The organism is Streptomyces sp. JJ38 (assembly GCF_019303475.1).
In the GTDB taxonomy this organism is placed as follows: domain Bacteria; phylum Actinomycetota; class Actinomycetes; order Streptomycetales; family Streptomycetaceae; genus Streptomyces.
This window is the reverse complement of the sequence record NZ_JABLSI010000001.1, coordinates 209,063-233,699: the sequence shown is the minus strand read 5'-3', so window position 1 is coordinate 233,699 and position 24,637 is coordinate 209,063. Positions and strand designations below refer to the sequence as shown.

Sequence of the window (24,637 nt, the reverse complement as noted above, 5' to 3'; positions counted from 1 at the left end):
CTCCTGGTGTCCGCCCCGCGAGGGCGGCCAGGTCAGCCGAAGCAGCGGGCGAGGACCCGGCTCAGCGCGTCCAGGGCTCCGGCGAACGCGTGCCGCGGCGGCGTGGCGTACCCGATGACGAGCCCGGGCGCGTGCGGGCCGGGAGTGCCCCAGTAACCGCCGAGCCCGACGACGGTGAGGGACTCGCTGCGCGCCGCCCGCACCACCTCGCGCTCCGCCGGCCCCTCCGGAGACCAGCGGACGAGGGCGTGCAGCCCGGCGCTCTCCCCCGCCAGCCAGGCCGTCGGCGCGTGCTCGGCCAGCGCCCCGCTGAGCTGGTCCCGCCGCCTGCGGTAGTGGTCGCGGCACTGCCGGATGTGCCGGTCGTAGGCGCCCGACAGCAGCAGGTCCGCCATGACCATCTGGGTGAGGGCCGCGGTGTGCCGGTCGGCGATCCGCTTGGCGCTGGTGATCCGTTCGACCCAGTCCGCAGGAACCGCGAGCCAGGACAGCCGGATGCCGGGGGCCAGCGTCTTGCTGGTGGTCCCCGCGTAGATGACGCGGTCGGGCGCCATGGGCTGCAGCGTACCCACCCGCTGCTTCCCGTACTGGAACTCGCTGTCGTAGTCGTCCTCCACGATCACCGCGTCGACGTCCTTGGCCCAGTCGACCAGCGCCCTGCGGCGCTCGGTGGCCAGGTTGACGCCCAGCGGGTACTGGTGGATCGGGGTGACGACCGCGGCGCCGCCGGCGAGTCCGGCCGGCAGCAGCCCGTCCCCGTCGACGTCGACGGTGTGGACGCCTAGCCCGGCGAGCTGGATGACGTCCCTAAACAGCGGGTAGCACGGGTTCTCCACGGAGACCGTGTCCACCCCGTGCTCGGCCAGCACGGTGGTGATGAGGCCGAGCGCCTGGGTGAAGCCGTGACAGATGACGATCCGCTCGGGCTGCGTGATCACGCCGCGGCTCCGGGCCAGATAGTCGGCCAGGGCCTGGCGCAGCTCGATGCGGCCCCGGGGATCTCCGTAGTCCAGGGCCTCGGCCGGAACCGTCGTGAGCACGTGCTGGGTCGACTTGATCCAGGCGTTGCGCGGGAACAGCGTGACGTCGGGCATGCCCGGCTGGAAGCTGTACCGCCGCGCGTTGCGGGCCACGGGTGAGGGAGTGAGAGCAGACCGAGCGGCGGCCCGGGGAGTCGGGGGCACGGTGCCGACCACCCGGGTGCCCGAGCCCTGCACGGTCTCCAGGTAGCCCTCGGCGAGGAGGAGTTGGTAGGCGGCGACGACGGTGCCGCGGGCGATACCGAACTCGGCCGCGACGCTGCGGGAGGAGGGCAGGCGGGCTCCCGGCGGCAGACGGCCGGACTCGACCGCCCGCCGCAGGGCCGCCACGAGCTGCTCCCGCCGGCCGCGCCGCTGCCGCAGGTCGAGCTCCAGATGCAGGTCCAGGGTGTGAGCCCGCGGTATCGCGCTCACCGGGCGGCTCGCCGACGTCGGCGAGCCGTCGTGCCGGTGAACGGCGCTGGGGGCATCGTCAACTCCTGGGCTGGCGCCCCAGCCGGTCACCGGATGCGGCACGCGTGGCGCGACGGCCCGGGCCGGACGCGTCGTCGGAAACACCTCACGTAAGCCTAGCCGGACCGGCACCCGAGGGTGTTCCCGTCGGCCTCACCCGGCGACGAGGCCGTCGAGCGTGCCGTAGTCCAGGCCGCCCGCCAGCGCGGAGTACGTGCCGGTGTCCAGCAGCTCACGGGTGGCCGCGCGGGCCACGGCGTAGGCGGCCTGGGCCACGCCCGTGCCGAGACTGATCCGGCGGACGCCCACCGCGACCAGCTCCTTGACGCCCGGCCCACCCGGGACCGCCAGGGCGTTGACGGGCAGGGGCGAGCGCTCGGTGAGGGTGGCCAGCACCTCGAGGTCGAGCAGTTCGGGGACGAACAACCCGTCGGCCCCGGCCTCGGCGTAGACCTCGGCCCGGGCGAGGACGTCGGCCAACCGCTCCTCGGGGACGCCCACTCCGAAAAGGTAGACGTCGGTACGGATATTGACGAGGAGTTCCGGCAGCCCGTCCCGCTCGGCCCGCGCCCGGGCCGCCCGGATGCGCTCACCCTGCTCCCGCGCGGTGAACAGTTCCCCGGGCCCGCGCGAGTCCTCCAGGTTGACGCCGACGGCCCCGGCGGCGACCACGGCGGAGACGGTCGCGGCGACGTCCTCGGGCGCCGGACCGTAGCCGCCCTCGACGTCAGCCGTGACCGGCACGTCAACGGCGGCCACGACGCGCCGCACCGCCTCGGCCATCTGTTCCCGGGTCAGCCCGTGCCCGTCGCCGCGGCCCAACGACCACGCCACGCCCCCGCTCGTCGTGGCGACGGCCGCCGCCCCGGCGTCCGCGATCACGGCCGCGCTCGCGGCGTCCCAGGCGTTGGGCAGGAGCAGCGGACCGTCGTCGACCAACCCGCGGAGCGTGCGGGCTCGGTCTCGCTGGGAGGGGTGCAGGGGCATGGGTGCGCCTTTCTCTCGGACGGCTTCACGCGTCCGTCTCGCCGCGGCCCGTTCCGGCCGCCGACGACGAGTCTCGGCCACCACGCCCCCAAACGGCTGGCGGAATCACGACACCAACGGGTGCGTGTCGCGGGGCAGTCCGCTGCGTCTCTCCCCCTGCTCGGCGGCGGCTCAGCCGCGCGCGGCGAACTCCACGAACCGAGACCAGCCGTCACGTCCGATGGCGAAGGAGGCGCGGATCACGTCCTTCGAGTCCCTGACGTGCACCATCTGTTCCGCGAAGGCGACCTCCACGCAGTCATCACCCTGGGTGCCGCTGTAGCTGGACTTGAACCACTTCAGTTCGCTCTTGCTCACAGCTCTCCTCGCAGACGCTCCAGCAGGTCCCGCGACTCCCTGGGTGGCAGGGCCTGCGAGCGCAGTGTGTCATACCGGCGTTGAAGGAGAGCCACCCCTTTCGCGTCATGGATCAGCCTTCCGTTCTGCTGCCCTTCGGAGTACGCGTAGCGGCGGGCGTCCGTGTTCTCCAGCAGCCGCACCGGGCCGTCCAGACAGGCGTGGTACTCGGCATCCAGGGGGACGAGTTGCAGCGTCACATTGCGCGAAGTCGTGAGTTCCAAGACGTGGTCGATGACTCCACGCCGTACCTCCGCACCGCCAAGCCGCCGGTGGAAGACGGACTGCTCCACGATGAAGCTGAACGGGACGTGCGGGCGCTCCCACAGCATCGCTTGCCGTTCGAGGCGGGCAGTCACCTGCGCCTCAAGCTGTTCGTCCGTCAGCCGGGGGATGCTGTTGTCGAACACCGCCCGCGCATAGGGCTCCGACTGCAACAGGCCCGGTACCAGACGGCACTCGTAGGTACACAGACTGACCGCCTCGCGCTCCAGCTTGGCCCATCGGCGGAACCAGGCGGCGAGTCCGGGCTCTCCGCGCGTCAGGTGGCGGGAGGCGAACCGGAGGGCGCCGGTGTTGCCCAGGACCGATTCGGCGAGCTCGACGAACTGCTCGTCGGGCATGCGGCGCCCCTGCTCGACGGAGGCGACCGTGTGCTTGGAGAACCGGACGTGGGCACCGAGCTCCTCACGGCTGAGACCCGCGTGCTCGCGCAGGGCCTGGACGACGGCGCCGAACGTCCGCAGACTGTCGGACGGGTCCGGTTCACGCTCGTTCTCCGTCACCGGCCCGACGACGTCCCCAGTCCACATACGCGGCTCCCTTGCCACCGTGCGTGAGCCCGACGCTCTCGCCCTCCATACTCAGCGTGACGTCGGCGGCGGCGTACTGTCCACTACGAGTGCGCGTACGCTGACTCAGCGTACGAACCTGGTCGCTGGTCAATGACTCAGCGCAGCCGCCAAGGTGACGGATATGAACTCCAGCACCTCCGTCCCCGAAGCCGCTCACACGGTGTGGCAACTCCTGTCGTCCACGCGGCGCGGGGCCCGGCTCGCCCGGCTGCTGGCGGCCGCCCAGTTGCGCACCTGGGACGTCACACCGTGCGTGACCGAACGCGTGGAGGTCGTTGTCGCGGAGCTGGCGGCGAACGCCGTGCTGCACGGCAGGGTGCCCGGCCGCGACTTCCGGCTCGGGCTTCAACTGACCCCGGAATCCGAGACGGTACGTATCGAGGTCACCGACGCGAGCGGGAGCCGTCCGCCCACACCCGGCCCCGCGCCGACCGCCGAGGGTGGAACCGGGCGCGGCTTGCTCCTCGTCTCGGCCCTGGCCGATCGCTGGGGCACCGTGCCCTACCCGCCCAGCGGCAAGACCGTCTGGGCCGAGTGCGCACCGAGACTCCCCTGAGGGCACTACCGCCCGGTGACGCAATCAACAAGGCATCGTGCACGGAGTGCCGTTGGAACCACGGAGAAATCCGCCGGGGTGTTCAGGCCAGCCACCCATCTGAATCCGGCCTTCCCAGAACGAAGGTGCAACACTCATTGACATGCACACCACCCGCGCATAAGTTGACGCGCGGCGTTCTCGAATAATTGCAAGGGGGGCAATGGAGTCTCACGTCATGAAAAGGTGCGCACTCCTGCTTTCACTATCAGCTCTTGCCCTGTCAAGTGCCCAAATCGCGGTCGCCGACGAATGGGGAACGAACACCAAGAATACCGGCGCGCATCCCGACGGAGGAATACACGGCTACTGCTATTCCGCCAGTGTTTCCGAAGACCTCAAGTCCGGCATACGCGAAGCGGAGTGGAGTGCTCTTCACAACGGGACTGACACAGAGGTCAATTATGACAGCACATGCAAGTACTCCGGATCAGGCGAGACGGATGTCGTGTGGTTCCAGACCAACCTCCCGTATGGCAAGCGCGGCACTACGTTCTGTGAAGATTTCGACGGCAGTCATTGCGACCAGTTCTACATCGATATCGACTTGGCCGAGATCAACGTCGGGAGCTACGACGAATACGACGAGGCCAAAACCACCTGCCACGAACTGGGCCACAGCGTCGGCTTGACGCACGGCTCCACGTATGGGGGTTGCATGGTCAGCGGTGAAGTGCCAGGAACGAGCGTCCAGTACCGCCGCTACAGCCCCCACCATGTCTGGCACATAAACAACTGGTTTTGAGGTGGAGGCATGCGTAAACCCATCGCCAGTGTGGCGACAATCGTCGTACTCGCAGGCTGCTCGGCCGACGGCAGCAACAGCGTAGACGTCAACTCAACCAAAGATCTGGTCGATTTGCTTCAGAGAACCACCCACTTCGATTACAACGTCATCGACACGCCCGCAAATCTCCTCGACGTGGCAGATATCGCCGTCGTCGGCGAGGTCGTGTCGGTCGATTCGGCCCTCCAGGACAAAGGATCCGGCCCGCCCGTCGGTGCCGTGATTGTGGGCCTACGTGCCGTGGAGACATGGAAGGACGGCCCCTCGATTAACGGCAACACGGTGTACTACTGGTTCAACCGTCCCACCGAGGTCGATATCTCGCACTACCAGAATGGTCTCCCGCTGGGTACCCGCATCGTGCTGTTCGCTCACGAGGACACCGGCGTGAAGCTCATCGAGAGTACCGCCGAGTTCGATACCCTCTACTCCGCTCACCCGCAAGGCCACATCATCGAGAGCGAAGACAACCACACGGTGAATGTATGGGCGTCGGAGAACGAGAACCTACCCGAATGGGAGGGACTCGACACCGTCGCGGAACTGCGGCAGGCCACCAACAGGCCGTAGTCGCCATATACCGCCCGCAGGCGTGCGCTTCGGGTGACGGCCCAGGGGCGAGCCCTGGGCCGTCACACTGCCGACGGGAAGACGGGCCCGCGACGAGCGTCCCGACCCCCGGCATTGCGAACCGGGGTCGCCTGTCAGCCTCTCCCGACAACGAGGCTATCGAGCGCGTCGTAGTCCAGGGCACCCCAGATACGGCGGACGCCGACGGCGGCAAGCTCCTTGACGCCTGAGCCACCCGGCCCGGCCTTGGCGTTGACCAGAAGGAGTGAACGCTCGGTCAGCGTTGCCAGCGCGTCGAGGTCCAGCAGCCCGGGAACGAACAGGTCTTCCACCCCGTCCACAGCGGACCCCATGGCACGGGCGAGGACGTCCGCCAGACGACCGTCGAGCTATCCCACCCCGAAGAGGTAGACGTCGGCACGGCGGCTTACGACGAGCCCCGGCAGCCCGTCCTGCTCCGCCCGCACTGGCGGAGCGGGACGGGGCGGTGCCCCCGGCCACCGCCCCGTCCTCGCTTTAGTCCTCACCTGTGGCGATACCTTCGGCCCCGCCTACTCCACCTTCAACTCCCGTGCGACATGGGCCCACTGCTCCAGCTCGACCACGCTTCCGAACATGGCTTCCACCGCCTTCCCGATCTTCCGGGTCGGCTTCCGGGCACGGCTGCTCATAGTGCCGAACATCGCAAGCAACTGCCGAAGCCCCTGCATGCCGGACGCCGCTTCCCGGATGTCACCGGCCATTTCAACCACCTGGTCGAGCATGCGCACCGTGCCGTCGGGCCAATCGGCACGCGGCATGTCCCGCACCCACTGGATGCCGGCCCCCGTGACGTCTACGGTGACCTTCATGCGTTCCGCGAAGCGCAACGCTGCCGCCTCCAGTTCCTCGGCTGGCCCCTCGATCGCGGCGGCGAATCGGTTGACGGCCGCGAGCCGGGCACCCATCGGGGTGCCCGGCTGCCCGGACCGACGGATGTCTTCCTGGGACACCTCAGCCATCGCAGCCAGATCCGCGATCGCCACCTCCACCTCCGTCATAGCCTCGGCGATTGACTCCATCTCCGCTTCGGCGAGGGCCACTTGATCGAGCAGTCCGGGAGGCTCAGCCTCGGAGGCCACCGGCTTACCGCAGGCGTCGCCCAGCGCTTGCTCCGGCACTCTCGTGGTCCCGGTCATCGCAGTCCTCCCGGCCAGCGTCACCGGCTGGTACGGGCCCGAGCGCGGGGCGGCCAGCACCTCCGGGAATCGCTCCGCCAGCGCCGCCGTCAGCTTCTCGCGCGCTTCGGCGGATCCCACCGGCAGAGCGGAGTGAACGATGGAGGGAAACATTCCGTCGGCAAAAGGTGCCGCGCCCGTCTCGCCGAGTTGCACGGAGTAGAGGCCGAACGCGTGTCGGATGCGAAGCCCGTGGACAACCTCCGGGCTCCGACCGGTCAGGTCCGCGACGAGGATGTCTGCCGCGGTGAGGTGACGGATCCCGGATTCGCTGAGCGCCCCGTTCTCCATGACATGGTCAGCCCGGATCAGGGCCAGGTCGAGCTGTCGGCATACGGGCCTGACGACGTCCTCGTAGAACGCGGTGCGCGTCCCAAGCGCAAAGCACGTGGGCATGGTCGGTCTCCTCAACACAGGGACTAGCTGGCACAGAGGCAGCGCGGGGGCGGGCGATCACTCGAAGAGAGTCAGCGCGACGCCGTCAGCGAGGTCGTCGGCGTAGATCGGCCGCTCCTCGATACCGAGGGCCCGCATGAGATCCACAGTGCGAACCCGATGGCGGCGGCCGACACGGATCGTCTCGCAGGGAAAAGTGCCGAGCCGCACCTGCCGGTACGCGGTAGCCAGACATATTCCGAATGCCCTGGACGCGGTTCTCAAGTCCACGCTCACCGGGAGGTTCATGACCTCTCGGAAGGACAACGGCGTCTGGTCACGGTCGCTCACGTTCGCCTCCCGACGCTCCGCAGGGACAGCGAGCCCACCCGGCGCCCCCGGCGCGGCAGCTCGGTTCCGGTGGCCACGTCGCTCAGTCCCCAGGCCCGGGCCAACGCCCCGACGCGTACGCCCTCCACACGATGTGCCGGAACAGTGATCCGCACGCTCGCCGTGAGGCCATCGGGTCGGCCGGGAGCGTCGAACTCCGCCTGCCAGACACCTTCCGGCGCATGTGTCCCGACAGCGGCGGCGGTGGCCTCCACATCCTCGACCGCCGACTCCCCGGCTCCGGATCGCGCCGCTTCCCAGGCCCGCCGGCATGCTGTGCGCAGCAGCTTGGTCCCAGGATCCGGGGTCTCCGGTCCGATCTCCCGCAGCGCCTCCAGATAGCCGACCAGCAGCTCCGCTTCAACGTCGGCTACTTCGGCTCGGAGCCGGCGGACGATCCGGAACACTGTCCGGTACAGCCCCGGGAGCCCCACCCACACCGCGGCAAGTGGCCAGCGCTCCCGGTCGGTGTCTCGCCGGGCCAGTTCCGCGAGGCGCAGCCACACCGCGTGTCGTGCCTCGGATTCTGCCGACGTGTCGAACAACATCCGGCGCGCCTGCTCCAGGGTGAGCGACATCGCCGGACCGGCGCTGTACCACTCGGCTTCCACGTCGATTCGCAGCTCCGACAGCAGTCCCAGTTCCGTGACCCTGTAGTCGATTACGTCAAAGAGCCGGGGCGGCGGTCCGGTCAGCCCCCTCATGAGGTCCCCTCCTTCGAGACGTTCTTGCTGTGCCATGCCGCTAGGGCCCGCTCGGCGAGATCTCTGCCGGGCGTGGCGTCTCCGCTGCGCTCAATGGACAGCAGGAGACGCAGAGCGCCGGGCTGGCGGGTGTCGACCAACCGCGCGAACAACTTCTCCAGCGGTGGACGGGGCGTCAGCCCCTGCTCCGTCGCGCTGCACCAGCCCAGGAGCGCATCCCGCATCGCGTAGAACGACCTTGCCTCGTTGAGCGCGCGCACGAGGAGTTCCAGCACCGCGTCCGCGTCCTCGCCATCGCTCCTCAGTTGCTCACCGAACCAGGCAGGATCCGCGTGCAGTAGCGCGGAAGACGCCCGCGTGGCCAGGCGGCCAACGACATCCTCGCCCCGCGACCAGGCGATCAGGCGACGGACGTAGGTACGCCGGTCCTCGGGCCCGCCAGCGGAGAAGAGCCGAGCCAAGGCGGTGACCACAGCAGCGCACGTCGGCGTCTCGACCGTGTCTGACCGGTCGACGACGCGCTGCAGCAGCTCCAAGACGTCCTCGGATGCCAGTGCCTCTCCGGCCCAGCCGCAGGCGTGGGCAACGGCAGTGCGCAGGGCGGGTTCGGCCGCCATGCTCCATTCGCCGAGCACCTGACGCGCCACAGCCCCGGCCTCGGTGTGCCGCAGTCCATTGGCCAGGCACCGGGCAGCCACGCCGGGGCCCGACGGCGCGAGGGGCACGACTACATCACCCATCAAAGTCAAGGTCCGGCCGCCGGTCCTGGCGGCGAGGCCCGACAACACCCGGGCGGCCTGGCTGATCTCCTCGTCACCCTCAGCCGTCATGGCAAGCCAGCGGTGTAGCGAGGGCAACAGCTCCGGGTGTTCTCCGCACACGAGATCCCACACCGCCTCCGCCACGGCAGGCCACAGCAGTTCGACTCGCTCGTCTCCATGAGGTGTGGTCACAGGTCTGGTCCGGATGCGGCGCAAGACCCCCGGCTGGAGGCGTCGCGGGAGCACCGTTGACACAGCATCCGGATTCGGACCAGTAACGAGAAGGTGGCGCAGAGCCCCAGCCCGGTCCATGACTGTGCTCGTCTCCAGGCCACTGTGGGCGCACACGGACAGCAGGAGCGTCAGCGCTTCCGTGTCCTCCTCGGACACGGCCAGCAGTTCAGCGGCCTCCGCCTCGGCGAGCGCGGAGGTCACCGAGCCCGGACACGGCTCGCCTTCAGGAGCGGACCGGACCACTGCCTCCGCCACCGAGACCGCATGCCCCGGGGGCAGCTCAGCGGGTAGCAGGCCGCTGAGCACGTCGAAGCCGAGCGCCTTCATGCGCCGTTCTCGCTCGCCGGGGTCCGGGCACAGCTCCGTCAAGTGAGCGGTGAAGACATCCCTCGGGTCCGGTGGCACGTGCCGGAACACCGGAAGGCCGTGTTCCCTCCGCAGTGCCCTGACCAGACCTGGCTCCTCCACGAGCACGATGACGAGTCGCGCGCCCGCGCCCGTGACCCGTTGTTCGAGGTTGGCCAGATCCCACGGGCGCAGTGCACGGGGGTCTGCAGGGTCCATGACCAGGTACCCGTGCACCCCGTCCGGCGCAGGACGCCAGTTGACCAGGTCGGTGTGCCCGTCGAGTTGGACAAGGGCAGGCTTCTCGTGCCCGTGGGCGAGCATGTTGAGGGCCGCAGTGCGGCGACCGGTGCCCTGCGCACCCACGAGCAGCAGCAAGCCGGATTCGAGTGCGCCGAGCCCCTCGGCGTGACCGGAAGGCGGTACGAAGACGCGCCGGGCCCTCCGGAGGTCCTGTGACCGTACCGGCCCTTGTCGGGTCGGTGCGGTCATCTCGTCCGCCGCTGCCTCGGCCACCTTCGTGTAACGCTGCCCCCCGTTGACGACACCGGCGTTCACCACACCGTTCGCAACGACCAACAACGAGCGGTCCTGGAAGAACTCCGGTGGGATGCCGCCGAGCGGATCCTCCGGCCTGTGCCCCTCATCAGTCATCTTCGACACCCCACGCCTCGCCCTTCGCGACAGTGATGTCCGTGACGTGCTGCCCGCCGTGCACAATGCCGGTGTTGATGATCCCGCCATCGGCGCGCATCCCGCCGGTGTACGGGTTCAACCGTGCGGGCGCGGGATTCTCGGGACGCAGCAGCGCGGGCGGGCGGCCGGACTCCTGCGGCCGCACGCCGGCCTCTTCGCCTCGCAGGGCGCTGTGCGTTCCTTCCCCAATGCCGGAGAGTTCGGTCGCGCTTTCGTCATGCTCACGCAATTCATTCCTCCAGGAACGCTCATCGGTCGACATGCCTGACGACCGGATTCTCTGACACAACGAGATTCCCAGGAATTCAGGGCTTCATCCGCTTCACCAGTGCACAGAAGGAGTGTTGGTGGCCACAAACCGAACAGGGTGACCCGGAAGCGGGCACCGGGATGCACCTGGGAATAGGCATCGCAGGCCCGGGGAACAACAAGAATGGGCAGGCCACCGGAGCGGCCTGCCCATCCCCTTCGTCTATCCGTTCCTCAGCCCGGCTCAGCTCTGCGTATCGGGCTGTCAGCTCCCAGGATTTGGCATGCGATGACCGAGGGCCGTCACCCGCTCGTACAGGAGGTGGGAGAGTTCCTCGCGTTCCTGCTCCGACAACATGCCGAGCAGTGCGGCCATCTCCTCTTGCCAATCTGTGTGGGGCGCGAGGAGGTCCTGGTGCGCAACGGCCCAGTCCACTACCTGGCTCACCTGGTCGGGACACCGCAGGAGCCACAGCGCCGCCAATGACGCCGGCCCGTTACGCAAAGCCTGGAGACAGAACTCGTACTCGCCTCGTCGATTGACGGTCCAGGAATCGGGCATAGGAGCATCGCTCAACCGCCCGAGAATCAGCTCGTCCGGCGATTCCCGGCGTCGCACGTCGAAAACCCTGTAGGTCAGGCCGACCGCGTCCAGACGTTTCGGGTCACCGAGGTGGCGCAGGATGTCCTGCGGGCCCAGTTCGCGCTGTGCCCCGCGCCGGGTCTGATCCAGGATGGTCAGAGCGCGGGTGAGCTCGACGCTCACAACATGCCAACCGTGCACAGTGTGGGACTGCACCACCCGCACGGGGTCATGCACCCACCACGAGACATACAGATCCATGGACTCGGTTCCGTAGACGGTCGGGAGGCCGACCGCCCGAGTATGGAGCCGCTCCGTCAGATCTACCTCGAAAGCGTCCGCATAGCCGCCTCCCAGCCGGGGTGACGGCACGTCGTCGGCGAGCGGAAGGTCTCCACCTGGCTCGCCCGGCACACCGACTCGCGAAAGCAGGTAGTACTCACCGGCCCGGTCTCGAACGACGAGCGCACGCCCCCGGGGCGACACCCACCGGTACCGCAGAATCGCCCGCCATGGGGCTGTGTTCATTCGCTGGAACAGTCCGTCGGAAACCACTTCACTCATGCCTGCGTCCTCCCTCGTCGCCATCGGGTGAGGGCTTTCTGAGCGATGTCCTGTCCCACGAGCCGAGACGTGCCTGACTGGTCATCGCGATCCAAGTCGACGAAGAACCGGAACGCGCCGTGGTCCAGCGGGTTGGCCAGCGCGTGTACCAAGTGCTCGACCGCACACGTGAGATCCTCGTCCCACCTCGCGTCGGAACACCAGCGGAGCAGGACGCGGCTCGTCGCGTCGAAGGTCTCCGCGGAGTTCAACGACGCCCGCACCATGTCCACGATGCGCTCACTGGTTTCCGTCCGCGCTGCCAGCTCCCGCTGGAACCACCGGGGTGAGGCGAGGAGGGCTGGGAACACCGCCAACAGCGAGGCGGCTCCATTCGGCGGATCCGCCGCCCACCGGGCCAACTGTTCGAACACACGTTGCTCCTCGCCTGCGTAGAATAGCTGAGCCAGCGCCGTGCCCACCGCAGCCGACACCACCGCGTCTTCGGCGCCGCTTCCGGTGCCGAAGGCCACCTCACCCAACAGCCGCAAGGCCGCCTCGGGGCGGGACTGCCCGAACGTGTCACCGCAGGCATGCGCCACAGTGGCCCGCAGATACGGATCGCGCCGCCTGCTCCACATACTGAGCCGATGCCACACCTCCGTCGCCAGAACGGGGTCCTCCGCCGCGAGGCCCAGGGCGTGAGCCGCAATTCGTCGACTGGAGCCACGCTCGGACGCGGCCAGCTTCCCGATGTGCTCCAGCGCCTGACGGCCGCCTCCCCAACGCGCGGCCAGGCCCATCACCCGGCCCACCGGCTGGGTCAGCTCCGTGCGCCGACCGTCCACGTCAGCGAGCCAGCCCACCAGCAGATCGGAGAGCGGACCATACTCTCGCCACACGTGCCGGAGAACCGCCTCGGCCTGCTGATGCCGGATGAACGTCACGGCCTCCACGACGTGGGCATAGCCTCCGTCCGTCCGGATCTCCCGAGCACCGGGCTTCGCACCCACCGCCCGTAGCAAATCCGTCAGTGACCGGCGGAAGACGAACGCCGGATTGTCTCGCTCCTCTTGCCCGCCCTCGTCACCCTCCTTGGCAGGTATCCGCGCGGTCAGGCGCCCGTCCGCCAGCTCCAGCAGCCGGTCCGCCTCTTCTCTGACGACCCGCTGGTCCAGACCCTCGAAGACACAGACAGCCAAGAGGAAGGCCAGTCCGTAGGCGTCCTCGCGCAGTGTCCGAATCAGCTCCGGCACCTCGTCCTCCGCCCGGTAGCTGAGACGCTCCCTCAGGTCGCCCAGAGCAGCACGATCCCCGTCGGCCGCCACTACGGCCGCCACGAGTTCCACCACCTCGGCGGGCATCAGACTCGGTACGAGCAACTCGTCCAGCAGGCCGGGTTCCAAGGCCGACAGCAGCCGTTCCCGTTCGGCGGGCGGAGGTACCTCCGCCTCGAACCGTGCCTCGAAGACGCTCTCCGGAGGTGGCGGCTGACAGTCAACGGGCCGCAGGTGGAGGTTCTTCCCCAGTCCCCGCAGCAGTTCGGGATCGTCCGGCAGGACGATCACCATGACTGCCTCGGCCTCACGGAGGAGAGACCGCAGGTGCCCCAGCAGGCCCGCCGTAAGTCTGTCCGGCAACAGCCCTTCCATGAGGTAGCCACCGGAACGCGACGGTCGCCACCGGTCCAGCACCGTTGTACTGTCCAACGCCCGCAGTGAACCGGCGTCCCGGCAATGCCGAAGCAGCAGATTGAGTGCCGCGGTACGGCGACCCGATCCCGGACTCCCCGCCAGGAAGAGAAGGCCGCCGCCCAGGGTCCCGGCCGCCGCCGAGAACCACTTCGGCTCCGCGAAGCCGAAGGTCGCCTGCTCGACCTCGCTCTGCGGGATCGGTCCTTCGTGCACCCTGGCCCGGCGGCCTGTGCCCTGCTCACCGCCTACTCTCTGCCCGCCTTTGAGGCCACCGGTATTGATGTTGCCACCGGGAGCGTAGTTGAACGCGAACGTCGCACGCGCCATGTCCTCCGGTGCCGGTTCCTCGGCATTTCCCGGCCCTCCAGTCTCCGTCACCGGCGGTCCTGGTTCTTGTCACCGCGCACCTGGTCGCCTTGGAAGCCCCGGACCTGTCCCGCCTTGTTGCCGCCCACGTGGTCACCGACGGTGTGGTGGTTCGACACACTCTGCCCGCCCTGCACCGTTCCGGTATTGACGTTTCCGCTGGGTGCGCTGTTCGTTGTCCAGTGCTGCGTAACGTGGTGGCGCTCGCCGGGCCGGAGGCCGTCGTCACCTTCTGGACGTGCCTGCCCCCCGTCTCCCGGGTGTGCGCCCTGGCCGAGAACCCCTGTGTTCCGCAGGGGGCCCGATGGTGCCGGGACGTGGATCCACGCTCTCTGGGCGAACGGCTTGCCCTCGACCGTCGCCGCCACCTCGATGAAGTGGTCCGGATGACGGCCGGTGTAGCCGCTTGCGACGGCGTCCTCGTAGCAGCGGTCGGAGAGGATGGCGGCCACGTGCGTGATGTTCTCGCTGGAGGAGGCCAGCACGGCCTTGACCGGGGTCGAGTCCAGCAGCCGGTGCGTGTCGTTCCGCACGGTCCCATTGCCGCCGAACGCGTCGCCGGTGTCCGGCAGCGGGCCGACGTGCAGGCTCACACGGAGACGGATCGGCACCGTCCCATGTGAGTGGATGTTGAAGTCGGTCAGCGTCTCCTGGAGCGTCAACAGCCAGGGGTGGAGGACGAGCGGCAGCAACGTCGGGTCGAAGCCGAGGACGTAGCCGTCCCCCGTGCTGGCGGGGAAGACCCGGTCCGCCCAGACCCGTGCCAGACCGGCACGTTCGAGCGAGGTCCGGAGCAGCTCCGGCACCAGACGGCTGATGACCTCGTGCTCGATGGCGGGACGGCCGGTGAAGTCCTTGGCGTCCACCGCGAGGATTCCGCGGTACGGGGGAAGCGGGCGGCTGCGGGTGTGCGGAGCGGCTGTGCTCTGGGGCAGATCGGCATCGTGCTCGTACATCGTCGTTCCTTCGCATTGGGGGTGCGTTCGCTGTCCCCCTTGAGCTTCACGAAGGCGCGTGAGGTGTTCCGCTTCCGCAGTGCGGATGGTGCGTGATGCCGGTCACGCGCTTCTCCCCCGAGGGATGCGGCGGTCACGGAGAGCGCGCAGGCGGGCCGCGTCGAGCACCTCGACGCTCGTACGCCCCGTGCGTACGCACTGCGGGCCGAACCGTTCCAGCGCACCGCTGATCGAGTTCCGCCCCACGTTCAGATGCTGCGCCAATTCGTCCCGCGTCAAGGAGAAGACCTGCTTTGCGGAGATCTCCATCAGTTGGAGGAGAGCCGCCGCGAGCCGCCCGTCGAGGTCGCCCTCGACACACTCTGTATGTTCCCGAAGCCGGTGCAGCCCATGGATCTCCAATTCCTCAGCCAGACCGTGCTGCTTGACGAAGTCCCGGAAATCGCGCGCGGGAACGACAGACACCCGGCAGTCGGTCATCGTCTGGACCCTCGCCAGACGGACCTCGCCGGTCCGGACCGCCATCTCACCCAACACCTCACCCGGCCCGCGGAACGCAAGCAGCCGCTGCCTGCCCTCAATATCGTCGCGGACGACCTTCACCATGCCCCGGATCAACAGGAGCACGTGGGTACCCGGCTCCCCTTGACGCAGCAGGACCTCACCGGCCCTGTGCGCTCGTCGCTGGTGACCGGCCAACGCGTCCCACGCCCAGGCCGGAAGAAGGTCTCGCAGGGTCCGTCTCGCCGTCACGCATGCCTGCTTGTCCATGCGATCACACTACGCAACGAGCCGTCACGGCAGGTGCGGAATAGGGAGCCCACCGAGCCCGGGACGGTGATCTCTGACTCCGGGTCCGGCAAGCTTGTGCTCCCCCTTTTCCTGGGGACGGCCGTGCACGTCAGGCGGGTGGCGAGACATGCTCGTCTCTCTCAGTCCGCAGGAGCCCGGCCAGCGGCGCAGGCAGCCGGAGCCGCAGCACGGGCATGAGGTGCCAGCGGGCCCGATGCGGAGCCGAGGTCAGGGCAGGACAGCCAAACCGTCGAGTTCGACGAGGGCCTCCTCGTCCCACAGGCGGGTGACGCCGATGAGGGCCATGGCCGGGTAGTCGCGGCCCGCGTGCTTGCGCCAGAGGCGGCCGAGTTCGGGGGCGTGGTCGCGGTAGGCGGCGACGTCGGTGGTGTAGACGGTGACGCGGGCGAGGTCGGCCGGGGTGCCGCCGGCCGCGCGGAGTGCGGTGAGGAGGTTGGTGAGGGCCTGCTCGAACTGGGCGGGGAGGTCGCCGGGGACGATGCGGCCGTCGGCGTCCAGGGCCGTCTGGCCGGCGAGGAGGACGAGACGGGAGCCGGTGGCGACGACGGCGTGGCTGAAGCCGGAGGGGCGGGCGAGGGAGTCGGGATTGCGGCGGTCGAGGGTCATCGGTAGAGCTCCTTCGCGATGATGGTGCGCTGAACCTCGGTGGCGCCCTCGTAGACGCGGGGCGCGCGCACCTCGCGGTAGAGGTGTTCGAGCAGGTGGCCGCGTTGCAGTGCGGCGGCGCCGTGGATCTGGACGGCGGCGTCGACGACGTACTGGGCGGTCTCGGTGGCGAGGAGCTTGGCCATGGCGGAGCGGGTGGCGACGTCGGGTTCGGCGCGGTCGTAGGCCGCGGCGGCGCTGTAGACGAGGAGCCGGGCGGCCTCGACCCGGGTGGCCATCTCCGCGAGCTGGTGGCTGACGGACTGGAGGTCGCGCAGAGGACCGCCGAAGGCGTGGCGGGAGCCGGCGTGGTCGAGGGCGGCGTCGAGGGCGGCCTGGGCCATGCCGACGGCGAAGGCGCCGACGCTGGGGCGGAAGAGGTTGAGGGTGCGCATGGCGAGCGCGAAGCCGCCCCCGACCTCGCCGAGCAGGTCCTTGCGGCTGACGGGGACGCCGTCGAAGTCGAGGGTGCCGATGGGGTGCGGGGCGAGCATGTCGAGCGGGGTGACGGTGAGGCCGGGGCGGTCGGCGGGGACGAGGAAGGCGGTGACGCCGCGGGCACCGGGCTCCTCACCCGTGCGGGCGAAGACGGTGGCGAAGTCGGCGCCGGGGGCGTTGGAGATCCAGGTCTTGGTGCCGGTGAGCCGCCAGCCGTCGCCGTCGGGGCGGGCGGAGAGGGCGAGGGCGGCGGCGTCGGAGCCGGCGCCGGGCTCGGAGAGGGCGAAGGCGGCGACGGCCCGCCCGGCGGTGACCTTGGGGAGCCAGCGGTCGCGCTGGGCGGCGGTGCCGGCGAGCGCGACGGGGCAGGCGCCGAGCCCCTGGAGGGCGAGGGCCGTCTCCGCCTCGGTGCAGCCGTGGGCCAGGGACTCGCGCAGGAGGCACAGGTCGAGGGCCTGGGCCGGGAACAGGTGGTTCAGCAGCCCGAGCTCTCCGAGGGCGGCCAGCAGGGGCCGGTTGACGGCACCGGGGGCGCCGCTCTCGGCGAGGGGGCGCAGCTTCTCGGCGGCGAGGGCACGCAACTCGGCACACCAGGACGTCTGTTCGGGGTTCAGGGCGAACTGCGGCATGCGGCGAACCTCCTGATATGGCGATCTGTTGACTGTCGTCACCATCACGCTACGCTCAACGGCACCTCGGCACGCCCGGAACACCAACTTCTTCGGTTGCCGCCCAAGGGGAGAACCCGCCATGGAGCTGAGCCGGTCCGCCCACGTCGACACCTTCGCCCGCGATCACCTGCCGCCCCCGGAGCAGTGGCCCAGGCTACTGCTGGACGACGGCCCCACCGCGCACTACCCCGAACGGCTCAACTGCGGGTTCGAGTTGCTGGACGCGGGCATCGCCCGGTTCGGCGCCGACCGCACGGCCGTGCACGACGCCGACGGGCCGCGCTGGACGTACGGGGAGCTGCGCGCGGAGGTGGACCGCATCGCCCACGTGCTCACCGCCGAGCTCGGCGTCGTGCCGGGCAACCGCGTACTGCTGCGCGGGCCCAACACGCCCCGGCTGGCAGCCTGCTGGCTGGCGGTGATGAAGGCGGGGGCCGTCGCCGTCACCGTGCTGGCGGCGCAGCGGCGCGGTGAACTGCGCACGGTGTGCGAGCTCGCGCGGGTGCGGCACGCGCTGTGCGACGTGAGCGCCCTGGACGAGCTGGTCAAGGCCGAGATCCCCGGTCTGAGGACGACGGCGTTCGGCGGCGACCACGACGAGCTGGGGCGGCTGGCCGCGCGCCACGACGGGCCCTACGGCGCCGTGGACACCGCGGCCGACGATGTCGCGCTCATCGCCTTCACCTCCGGTACGACGGGGCGCCCCAAGGGCTGCGTGCACTTCCACCGCGACGTGCTGGCCGTCGCCGACACCTTCTCCACGCACGTCCTGCGGCCGAAGCCGGAGGACGTCTTCGCCGGCTCGCCGCCCCTCGGCTTCACCTTCGGCCTGGGCGGGCTGCTCGTCTTCCCGCTGCGGGCGGGCGCCTCGGCGCTGCTGGCGCAGTGGAGCGGCCCCGAGCAGATGCTGGAGGCGATCGCACGGCACCGCGTCACGGTGCTGTTCACCGCCCCGACCGGCTACCGGACGATGCTGGAGCGGCTGGACGGACACGACATCGCGTCGCTGCGCCGCTGCGTGTCCGCGGGGGAGAACCTCCCCGAGGCCACCTGGCGTGCCTGGGAGCAGGCCACCGGGCTGCGGCTCATCAACGGGATCGGAGCCACCGAGCTGCTGCACATCTTCATCTCCGCGGCCGACGAGGACGCCCGGCCCGGACTGACCGGCGTGCCCGTGCCCGGGTTCGAGGCCCGCGTCCAGGGGCCGGACGGCCTCCCCCTGCCCGACGGCGAGCCGGGCCTGCTGGCGGTGCGCGGGCCGGTGGGCTGCCGCTATCTCGCCGACGACCGGCAGCGCGGCTACGTCCAGGGCGGCTGGAACCTCACCGGCGACACCTACGTCCGGGAACCGGACGGCTACTTCCGCTTCGTCGCCCGCGCGGACGACATGATCGTCTCCGCCGGTTACAACATCGCGGGCCCGGAGGTGGAGGACGCGCTCCTGAGGCACCCGGACGTCGTCGAGGCGGCCGTCGTGGGGCGGCCAGACGCCCGGCGCGGCCAGATCGCCGTCGCCCACGTCGTCCTGCGGGACGGGGTCTCCGGCACCCCAAAGACGGCCGAGGAGCTGGGCGCCTTCGCCCGAACCGAGCTGGCGCCCTACAAGTGCCCCCGGGCGTTCGTGTTCACCACCGCGCTCCCGCGGACGCCGACGGGCAAGCTCCAGCGCTTCCGGTTGCGGGAGGCCGGCGCGGGGGACGGTGCCGGTGCCGGGGCCGGGGAAACCGGTCGGTAACCACGGCCACCGGCGATCCCTCTAGAGTGACGGCGTGGCAGAGCAGCGCACCCCCGGTTCCCTGATCCTCACGTTCTACGGCGCCTACGGGCGCGACCTCACCGCGGACGCCCGCGTCCCCGTCGCCGCGCTCATCCGCCTGCTGGCGCCCTTCGGCGTCGACGCCCCGGCCGTGCGGTCCGCCGTCTCCCGGCTGAAACGGCGCGGGCTGCTCACCGTCGCCGACGCGCGGAGCAAGGCGGCGGGCTACGCGCCGTCGGCCGCCGCCCGGGAGCTGCTGGAGGACGGCGACCGGCGCATCTACCGGCGTCCGGAGCCGGACGGGCGCTGGCTGCTGGCCGTCTTCTCGGTGCCGGAGAGCGAGCGCACCAAGCGCCACCTGCTGCGCTCCCGGCTCGCCCGGCTCGGCTTCGGCAACGCGGCGCCCGGCGTGTGGATAGCGCCGTCCCACCTGATGGCGGAGACCCGGCACACGGTCGAACGCCTGGGCCTCGACGGCTACGTCGACCTCTTCCTGGGCACGCACGCGGGCTTCACCGCCACCGAGGAGACCGTCGCGCGCTGGTGGGACCTGGAGGCGCTGGCGGAGCTGCACCGCGCCTTCCTGGACGTGCACGAGCCCGTCCTCGCGGACTGGGCCGCCCGGGCGTACGAGCCCTCGCCCGAGGAGGCGTACCGCGACTACCTGGCGGCCCTGGACTCCTGGCGCCGGCTCCCCTACGCCGACCCGGGCCTTTCGCCCGCGCTGCTGCCCGCGGACTGGCCCGGCGAGCGCTCGGCGTCGGTCTTCACCGAACTGCACGAGCGGCTGCGCGACGTGGGCGCCCGTTTCGTGGCCGAGCAGCTCACGGGGCGTGCGACGCCCCCGGCGTGACGACCCGCACGGCCGCTGCCCCGAGCGGGCGCCGGGCGTAGCCTGGAGGCATGGTCGGACGCGCATCCCCGGGCGGGCGTCCCCCGACCGGTTCGCAGCCGAAGCGGGAGCGCCGCTACTTCGCGCTGATGGCACTGTGCCTCGCGCTGTTCGTCAGCGCCTGGGCGTTCGTGCGGCTGTTCTCCGTCCCCCTGGCCATCGGCATGAGCGTGGTGGCCGCGCTGATCCCGCCGGTGGCCGTGGTGGTGGCCAACCTGCGCGAGGAGTCCGACCACTGGTTCGACGAGGGCGAGGGTGAGGACGAGAACGAAGACGGGGGCGGGTACGGGAGTGGGACCGGAGGCCGGTGACGTCCGGCGTGCGCGGCGCCGTCCGGCACATCAGGGCAGCAGCCCCGACCGACGGGCCGCCACCACGGCTTCCAGCCGGCCGTGCGCCCCCAGCTTGCGGGCCGCCGACCGCAGGTACGCCTTCACCGTCTCCGGGCGCAGACCCAGCCGCCGGGCCGCGGCCAGGTTCGTCGCGCCCTCCGCGACGCAGCCGAGGACGTCCAGCTCGCGCGGCGTCAGCGAGACCGCCGCCGGTCGGTCACGTCCGGCCGTCGCCAGCCGCCCGCACGCGGCCAGCAGTTCGTCGCGCAGTGCGGGGTCGTCGACCCTCGGGGCCAGGGCGCGCAGTTCGCCGTGGACCTCGCGCACCGTCTCCCAGGCCCCGGGGCGGCTGCCCGCGTCGTTCTCCGGTCCGGGCCGCGGGGCGCGGCTCAGCAGACGCTCGGCCTCGTCGCGCACCACGAGGGCGTGCTCCACGTCCCGTGCGGCGGCGACGACGGCGCCCACCACCCGGTCGCCCAGCGCGGCCGGGCGGCGCAGCGCGCCGTAGAGCAGGCCGCGCACCCCGCGCCGGACGACGACGGGCACCGCGACGACGGAGCGCAGGCCCTCGGCGGCGACTGCCGCGTCGTACTCGTGGCTGATGTGCCGGGCGGCCGGATAGTCCGTCACCGCGCAGGGCCGGGAGAGTGCCATCGTCTTCCCGCCGAGGCCGCCTCCGGGCGTGATGGCGAGGCCGCGCAGCGAACCGGTCGCCGCGCCGGTGAGCTCCTCGATGCGCAGCCGCGGGGCGTCGCGCAGCAGGCCGCCGAACGCGACGGGCAGGCCGGTGTCCCGGCGCAGCCGCAGCAGCGCCGCCCGCAGCACGCCCGCGTCGTCGGCTCCGCTCACGTGGCACTCCTCCCGGCCGGGGACAGTACCCCCGAACGGGGGTAGTGAGACCTGGGTCACCGATTACACGATGGACGCGGCCGGTCCCGCAACTAGGAGGACACACATGACGTCAGGCAGCGCCACGGAGGAGTTCCGGGCCGCCCGGGACTTCCTGCTGGAGCACCGGGAGGACTACGGACGGGCCTACAAGGGCTTCGCGTGGCCCAGGCCGGAGCACTTCAACTGGGCCCTGGACTGGTTCGACGTCATCGCGGAGGGCAACGACAGGACGGCGCTGCGGATCGTCGAGGAGGACGGGTCGGGGGCGCGGCTGTCGTTCGCCGAGCTGGCGGCCCGCTCGAACCAGGCGGCCAACTGGCTGCGTGCGCAGGGTGTGCGGGCCGGGGACCGCGTCCTCGTCATGCTCGGCAACCAGACCGAGCTGTGGGAGACGGCGCTCGCCGCGATGAAACTGCGGGCCGTCGTCATCCCGGCGACGCCGCTGCTGGGCCCGGCCGACCTGCGCGACCGGGTCGAGCGCGGCCGGGTACGACACGTCGTCACACGTCCCGGCGACACCGCCAAGTTCGACGACGTCCCCGGCGGCTACTCCCGCATCGTGGTCGGCGGCCGGAGCGAGGGCTGGCTGCCCTACGGGGAGGCGTACGGCTGCCCGGAGACCTTCGCGCCGGACGGGCCCACCCGGGCCGACGAGACGCTGCTGCTCTACTTCACCTCCGGCACGACGGCGCGGCCGAAGCTCGTCGAGCACACGCACGTCTCGTACCCCGTCGGCCATCTGGCGACGATGTACTGGATCGGGCTGCGGCCCGGTGACGTGCACCTCAACATCTCCTCGCCCGGCTGGGCCAAGCACGCCTGGTCCAACCTCTTCGCACCGTGGAACGCGGAGGCGACCGTCTTCATCCACAACTACAGCCGCTTCGACGCCGGCCGGCTGATGGCCGAGATGGACCGGGAGGGGATCACCAGCTTCTGCGCCCCGCCGACCGTGTGGCGCATGCTGATCCAGGCGGACCTGAGCAGCCTGCGGCGGCCGCCGCGCGAGGCCGTGGCCGCCGGTGAGCCGCTGAACCCCGAGGTCATCGAGACCGTACGCCGCGCGTGGGGCATGACGATCCGGGACGGCTTCGGCCAGACGGAGACGGCCGTCCAGGTGGCCAACAGCCCCGGCCAGCCGCTCAAGACGGGCTCGATGGGGCGCCCCAGCCCCGGCTACCGCATCGAGCTGCTCGATCCCGTGACCGGGAAGCCGGGGGCGGCCGAGGGCGAGATCGCCGTCGACCTCGCCGAGCGGCCCGTGGGGCTGATGACCGGCTACCACGGGGACGGGCAGCGCACCGCCGAGGCGATGAGGGACGGCTTCTACCGCACCGGCGACATCGGGGCCCGCGACGAGGACGGCTACCTCACGTACGTGGGCCGCAGCGACGACGTCTTCAAGGCCAGCGACTACAAGATCAGCCCCTTCGAGCTGGAGAGCGCCCTGCTGGAGCACGAGGCGGTCGCGGAGGCCGCCGTCGTCCCCGCGCCGGACCCGCTGCGGCTCGCCGTCCCCAAGGCGTACGTCGTCCTGGCCGAGGGCTGGGAGCCGGACGCGGACACGGCCAGGCTGCTGTTCGCGCACTCGCGCGCCGTCCTCGCCCCGTACAAGCGCATCAGGCGGCTGGAGTTCGACGCGCTGCCGAAGACGGTCTCGGGGAAGATCCGCCGGATCGAACTGCGGGAACGGACGGCCGAGGGGTCGGACGCCGAGTACGTGGAAGAGGAGCTGCGGTGACGCTCTCGTACGCACACGGCACCGGCACGGCGCCGCTGCTCGGCGACACCATCGGCCGCAACCTGGACCGCGCCGTGGCCGCCTGGCCGGAGCGGGAGGCGCTCGTGGATGTGCCGAGCGGTACCCGCTGGACGTACGCGGAGTTCGGGGCCGCCGTCGAGGAACTGGCACGCGGGCTGCTGGGCTTCGGCGTCGCCAGGGGTGACCGGGTCGGCATCTGGGCGGTCAACCGGGCGGAGTGGGTGCTCACGCAGTACGCCACGGCCCGGATCGGCGCGATCCTGGTGAACATCAACCCCGCCTACCGGTCCCGGGAGCTGGAGTACGTCCTCAACCAGTCCGGGGTCGCGCTCCTGATCGCCTCACAGGCGCACAAGACGAGCGACTACCGCGCCATGGTCGAGGCCGTGCGCGCGTCGTGCCCGCGGCTGCGGTCCGTGCACTACCTCGACGACGCCTCCTGGGACGAGCTGCTCGACGAGGCGGGGGCCGTGGGCGAGGAGCGGCTGCGGGCCCGGCAGGCCGAGCTGTCCTGCGACGATCCCATCAACATCCAGTACACCTCGGGCACGACGGGCTTCCCCAAGGGCGCCACCCTCTCGCACCACAACATCCTCAACAACGGCTACTTCGTGGGCGAGATGCTCGGTTACACCGAGCGGGACCGGGTCTGTGTCCCCGTGCCGTTCTACCACTGCTTCGGCATGGTCCTGGCCAACCTCGCGGCCACCTCGCACGGGGGCTGCATCGTGATCCCGGCCCCGTCGTTCGAGCCGGCGGCCACCCTGCGGGCCGTCCAGCAGGAGCGTTGCACCGCGCTGTACGGCGTGCCGACGATGTTCATCGCCGAGCTGGGCCTGCCCGAGTTCGCCTCCTACGACCTCTCCTCGCTGCGCACCGGCATCATGGCGGGCTCACCGTGCCCGGTGGAGGTGATGAAGCGGGTGGTGGCGGAGATGCACATGGCGGAGGTCTCGATCGCCTACGGCATGACAGAGACGTCCCCCGTCTCCACCCAGACGCGCCGCGAGGACGACCTCGAACGCCGCACCGGCACGGTCGGCCGCGTGCTGCCCCACACCGAGGTCAAGGTCGTCGACCCGGGGACGGGCGTGACCCTGCCACGCGGCACGGCGGGCGAGCTGTGCACGCGCGGATACAGCGTCATGCTCGGCTACTGGGAGGAGCCGGAGAAGACGGCGGAGGCGGTCGACGCGGGTCGCTGGATGCACACCGGGGACCTCGCGGTGATGCGGGAGGACGGCTACGTCCAGATCGTCGGCCGGATCAAGGACATGATCATCAGGGGCGGGGAGAACGTCTATCCCCGCGAGATCGAGGAGTTCCTCTACTCGCACCCCCAGATCGCCGACGTGCAGGTCGTGGGCGTGCCCGACGAGCGGTACGGCGAGGAGATCCTGGCCTGCGTGATCCCCCGGGACGCGGCGGACCCGCCGACGCTGGAGGGGGTAGCGGAGTTCTGCCGGGACCGGCTCGCGCACTACAAGGTGCCACGTCGGCTGGAGGTCCTGAGCGCGTTCCCGATGACGGTGAGCGGCAAGGTGCGCAAGGTGGAGCTGCGCAGCCGGTACGGCACGAGCTGACGCGCCCCGGCAGTGGCTCGGGGAGCGACCAGCCCCAACGCACCCGCAGCCTGCGACAC

25 protein-coding genes are annotated in these 24,637 nt (G+C 70.6%); 8 read left to right on the top strand and 17 right to left on the bottom strand.

The genetic code is table 11. The features are described 5' to 3' along the window. Window positions 1-32 precede the first annotated feature (32 nt). The 4 genes from HPT28_RS00995 to HPT28_RS00980 all read right to left on the bottom strand — a co-directional run bounded on the left by HPT28_RS00995 (window position 33) and on the right by HPT28_RS00980 (window position 3,688). Entirely contained in the window at window positions 33-1,454 is a 1,422-nt protein-coding gene (locus HPT28_RS00995; protein ID WP_308119032.1) for a PLP-dependent aminotransferase family protein, read from the bottom strand. Window positions 1,455-1,646: 192 nt separating this feature from the next. Next, a complete protein-coding gene (locus HPT28_RS00990; protein ID WP_219088264.1) occupies window positions 1,647-2,480 on the bottom strand; it encodes an isocitrate lyase/phosphoenolpyruvate mutase family protein in 834 nt (277 codons plus the stop codon). A 171-nt stretch (window positions 2,481-2,651) separates the two neighbouring features. Further along, window positions 2,652-2,837, bottom strand: coding sequence for a DUF397 domain-containing protein (locus tag HPT28_RS00985; RefSeq protein ID WP_219088263.1), 186 nt, complete (start codon window positions 2,835-2,837; stop codon window positions 2,652-2,654). Further along, the gene (locus HPT28_RS00980; RefSeq protein ID WP_219088262.1) at window positions 2,834-3,688 is read right to left on the bottom strand and encodes a helix-turn-helix transcriptional regulator; all 855 of its coding nucleotides are present in this window, start codon (window positions 3,686-3,688) and stop codon (window positions 2,834-2,836) included. The genes HPT28_RS00985 and HPT28_RS00980 overlap by 4 nt, the downstream gene beginning before the upstream one ends. 163 nt (window positions 3,689-3,851) lie before the next feature. Here HPT28_RS00980 and HPT28_RS00975 point away from each other — a divergent pair, with 163 nt between their 5' ends. From HPT28_RS00975 to HPT28_RS00965, 3 genes are all read left to right on the top strand, one after another. After that, complete coding sequence (locus HPT28_RS00975) at window positions 3,852-4,286, top strand: ATP-binding protein (protein WP_219088261.1); 435 nt, start codon at window positions 3,852-3,854, stop codon at window positions 4,284-4,286. 202 nt (window positions 4,287-4,488) lie between these two features. Continuing rightward, window positions 4,489-5,070 (top strand): hypothetical protein, encoded by a 582-nt coding sequence (locus HPT28_RS00970; protein ID WP_219088260.1) that lies wholly within the window; start codon window positions 4,489-4,491, stop codon window positions 5,068-5,070. A gap of 9 nt (window positions 5,071-5,079) precedes the next feature. Continuing rightward, window positions 5,080-5,682 carry a hypothetical protein gene (locus HPT28_RS00965; protein ID WP_219088259.1) on the top strand — a complete coding sequence of 201 codons (603 nt, stop codon included), beginning with the start codon at window positions 5,080-5,082 and terminating at the stop codon, window positions 5,680-5,682. A 134-nt stretch (window positions 5,683-5,816) separates the two neighbouring features. Here the strand turns inward: HPT28_RS00965 and HPT28_RS00960 are convergent, their stop codons facing one another. The 12 genes from HPT28_RS00960 to HPT28_RS00905 all read right to left on the bottom strand — a co-directional run bounded on the left by HPT28_RS00960 (window position 5,817) and on the right by HPT28_RS00905 (window position 17,320). Next, window positions 5,817-6,023 (bottom strand): isocitrate lyase/phosphoenolpyruvate mutase family protein, encoded by a 207-nt coding sequence (locus tag HPT28_RS00960; protein ID WP_219088258.1) that lies wholly within the window; start codon window positions 6,021-6,023, stop codon window positions 5,817-5,819. A 210-nt stretch (window positions 6,024-6,233) separates the two neighbouring features. Beyond that, window positions 6,234-7,295 carry a hypothetical protein gene (locus HPT28_RS00955; RefSeq protein ID WP_219088257.1) on the bottom strand — a complete coding sequence of 354 codons (1,062 nt, stop codon included), beginning with the start codon at window positions 7,293-7,295 and terminating at the stop codon, window positions 6,234-6,236. A gap of 57 nt (window positions 7,296-7,352) precedes the next feature. Then, a complete protein-coding gene (locus HPT28_RS00950) occupies window positions 7,353-7,625 on the bottom strand; it encodes a DNA-binding protein (RefSeq protein ID WP_219088256.1) in 273 nt (90 codons plus the stop codon). Next, window positions 7,622-8,368 carry a hypothetical protein gene (locus HPT28_RS00945; RefSeq protein ID WP_257577841.1) on the bottom strand — a complete coding sequence of 249 codons (747 nt, stop codon included), beginning with the start codon at window positions 8,366-8,368 and terminating at the stop codon, window positions 7,622-7,624. Before HPT28_RS00945 ends, HPT28_RS00950 begins: the two co-directional genes overlap by 4 nt. Further along, the gene (locus HPT28_RS00940; protein WP_219088255.1) at window positions 8,365-10,362 is read right to left on the bottom strand and encodes a hypothetical protein; all 1,998 of its coding nucleotides are present in this window, start codon (window positions 10,360-10,362) and stop codon (window positions 8,365-8,367) included. Before HPT28_RS00940 ends, HPT28_RS00945 begins: the two co-directional genes overlap by 4 nt. After that, a complete protein-coding gene (locus HPT28_RS00935; protein WP_219088254.1) occupies window positions 10,355-10,666 on the bottom strand; it encodes a hypothetical protein in 312 nt (103 codons plus the stop codon). Before HPT28_RS00935 ends, HPT28_RS00940 begins: the two co-directional genes overlap by 8 nt. 252 nt (window positions 10,667-10,918) lie before the next feature. Then, window positions 10,919-11,800 (bottom strand): hypothetical protein, encoded by an 882-nt coding sequence (locus HPT28_RS00930; protein WP_219088253.1) that lies wholly within the window; start codon window positions 11,798-11,800, stop codon window positions 10,919-10,921. Further along, window positions 11,797-13,851 (bottom strand): hypothetical protein, encoded by a 2,055-nt coding sequence (locus tag HPT28_RS00925; RefSeq protein ID WP_308119031.1) that lies wholly within the window; start codon window positions 13,849-13,851, stop codon window positions 11,797-11,799. The genes HPT28_RS00930 and HPT28_RS00925 overlap by 4 nt, the downstream gene beginning before the upstream one ends. Continuing rightward, window positions 13,848-14,795: a hypothetical protein gene (locus HPT28_RS00920; protein WP_219088252.1), complete on the bottom strand. Its 948-nt coding sequence runs from the start codon at window positions 14,793-14,795 to the stop codon at window positions 13,848-13,850. The genes HPT28_RS00925 and HPT28_RS00920 overlap by 4 nt, the downstream gene beginning before the upstream one ends. 102 nt (window positions 14,796-14,897) lie before the next feature. After that, window positions 14,898-15,566, bottom strand: coding sequence for a Crp/Fnr family transcriptional regulator (locus tag HPT28_RS00915; protein ID WP_219088251.1), 669 nt, complete (start codon window positions 15,564-15,566; stop codon window positions 14,898-14,900). Window positions 15,567-15,815: 249 nt separating this feature from the next. Next, window positions 15,816-16,214: a RidA family protein gene (locus tag HPT28_RS00910; RefSeq protein WP_219088250.1), complete on the bottom strand. Its 399-nt coding sequence runs from the start codon at window positions 16,212-16,214 to the stop codon at window positions 15,816-15,818. Further along, window positions 16,211-17,320: an acyl-CoA dehydrogenase family protein gene (locus HPT28_RS00905; RefSeq protein WP_219088249.1), complete on the bottom strand. Its 1,110-nt coding sequence runs from the start codon at window positions 17,318-17,320 to the stop codon at window positions 16,211-16,213. The genes HPT28_RS00910 and HPT28_RS00905 overlap by 4 nt, the downstream gene beginning before the upstream one ends. Before the next feature lie 121 nt (window positions 17,321-17,441). On the opposite strand from HPT28_RS00905, the gene HPT28_RS00900 reads away from it, so the two are divergent. From HPT28_RS00900 to HPT28_RS00890, 3 genes are read left to right on the top strand one after another with little or no spacing between them, the layout of a single operon-like run. Beyond that, window positions 17,442-19,097 carry an AMP-binding protein gene (locus HPT28_RS00900; RefSeq protein WP_219088248.1) on the top strand — a complete coding sequence of 552 codons (1,656 nt, stop codon included), beginning with the start codon at window positions 17,442-17,444 and terminating at the stop codon, window positions 19,095-19,097. Between the two features lie 34 nt (window positions 19,098-19,131). Continuing rightward, window positions 19,132-19,971 carry a PaaX family transcriptional regulator C-terminal domain-containing protein gene (locus HPT28_RS00895; protein WP_219088247.1) on the top strand — a complete coding sequence of 280 codons (840 nt, stop codon included), beginning with the start codon at window positions 19,132-19,134 and terminating at the stop codon, window positions 19,969-19,971. Window positions 19,972-20,021: 50 nt separating this feature from the next. Next, a complete protein-coding gene (locus HPT28_RS00890) occupies window positions 20,022-20,321 on the top strand; it encodes a DUF3099 domain-containing protein (RefSeq protein WP_219088246.1) in 300 nt (99 codons plus the stop codon). Between the two features lie 30 nt (window positions 20,322-20,351). On the opposite strand, the gene HPT28_RS00885 is transcribed toward HPT28_RS00890, so the two are convergent. Beyond that, complete coding sequence (locus tag HPT28_RS00885; protein ID WP_219088245.1) at window positions 20,352-21,191, bottom strand: helix-turn-helix transcriptional regulator; 840 nt, start codon at window positions 21,189-21,191, stop codon at window positions 20,352-20,354. 106 nt (window positions 21,192-21,297) lie between these two features. Here HPT28_RS00885 and HPT28_RS00880 point away from each other — a divergent pair, with 106 nt between their 5' ends. After that, entirely contained in the window at window positions 21,298-22,974 is a 1,677-nt protein-coding gene (locus tag HPT28_RS00880) for an AMP-binding protein (RefSeq protein ID WP_219088244.1), read from the top strand. Then, entirely contained in the window at window positions 22,971-24,578 is a 1,608-nt protein-coding gene (locus HPT28_RS00875) for an AMP-binding protein (RefSeq protein ID WP_219088243.1), read from the top strand. Before HPT28_RS00880 ends, HPT28_RS00875 begins: the two co-directional genes overlap by 4 nt. The last annotated feature ends 59 nt before the right edge of the window (window positions 24,579-24,637 follow it).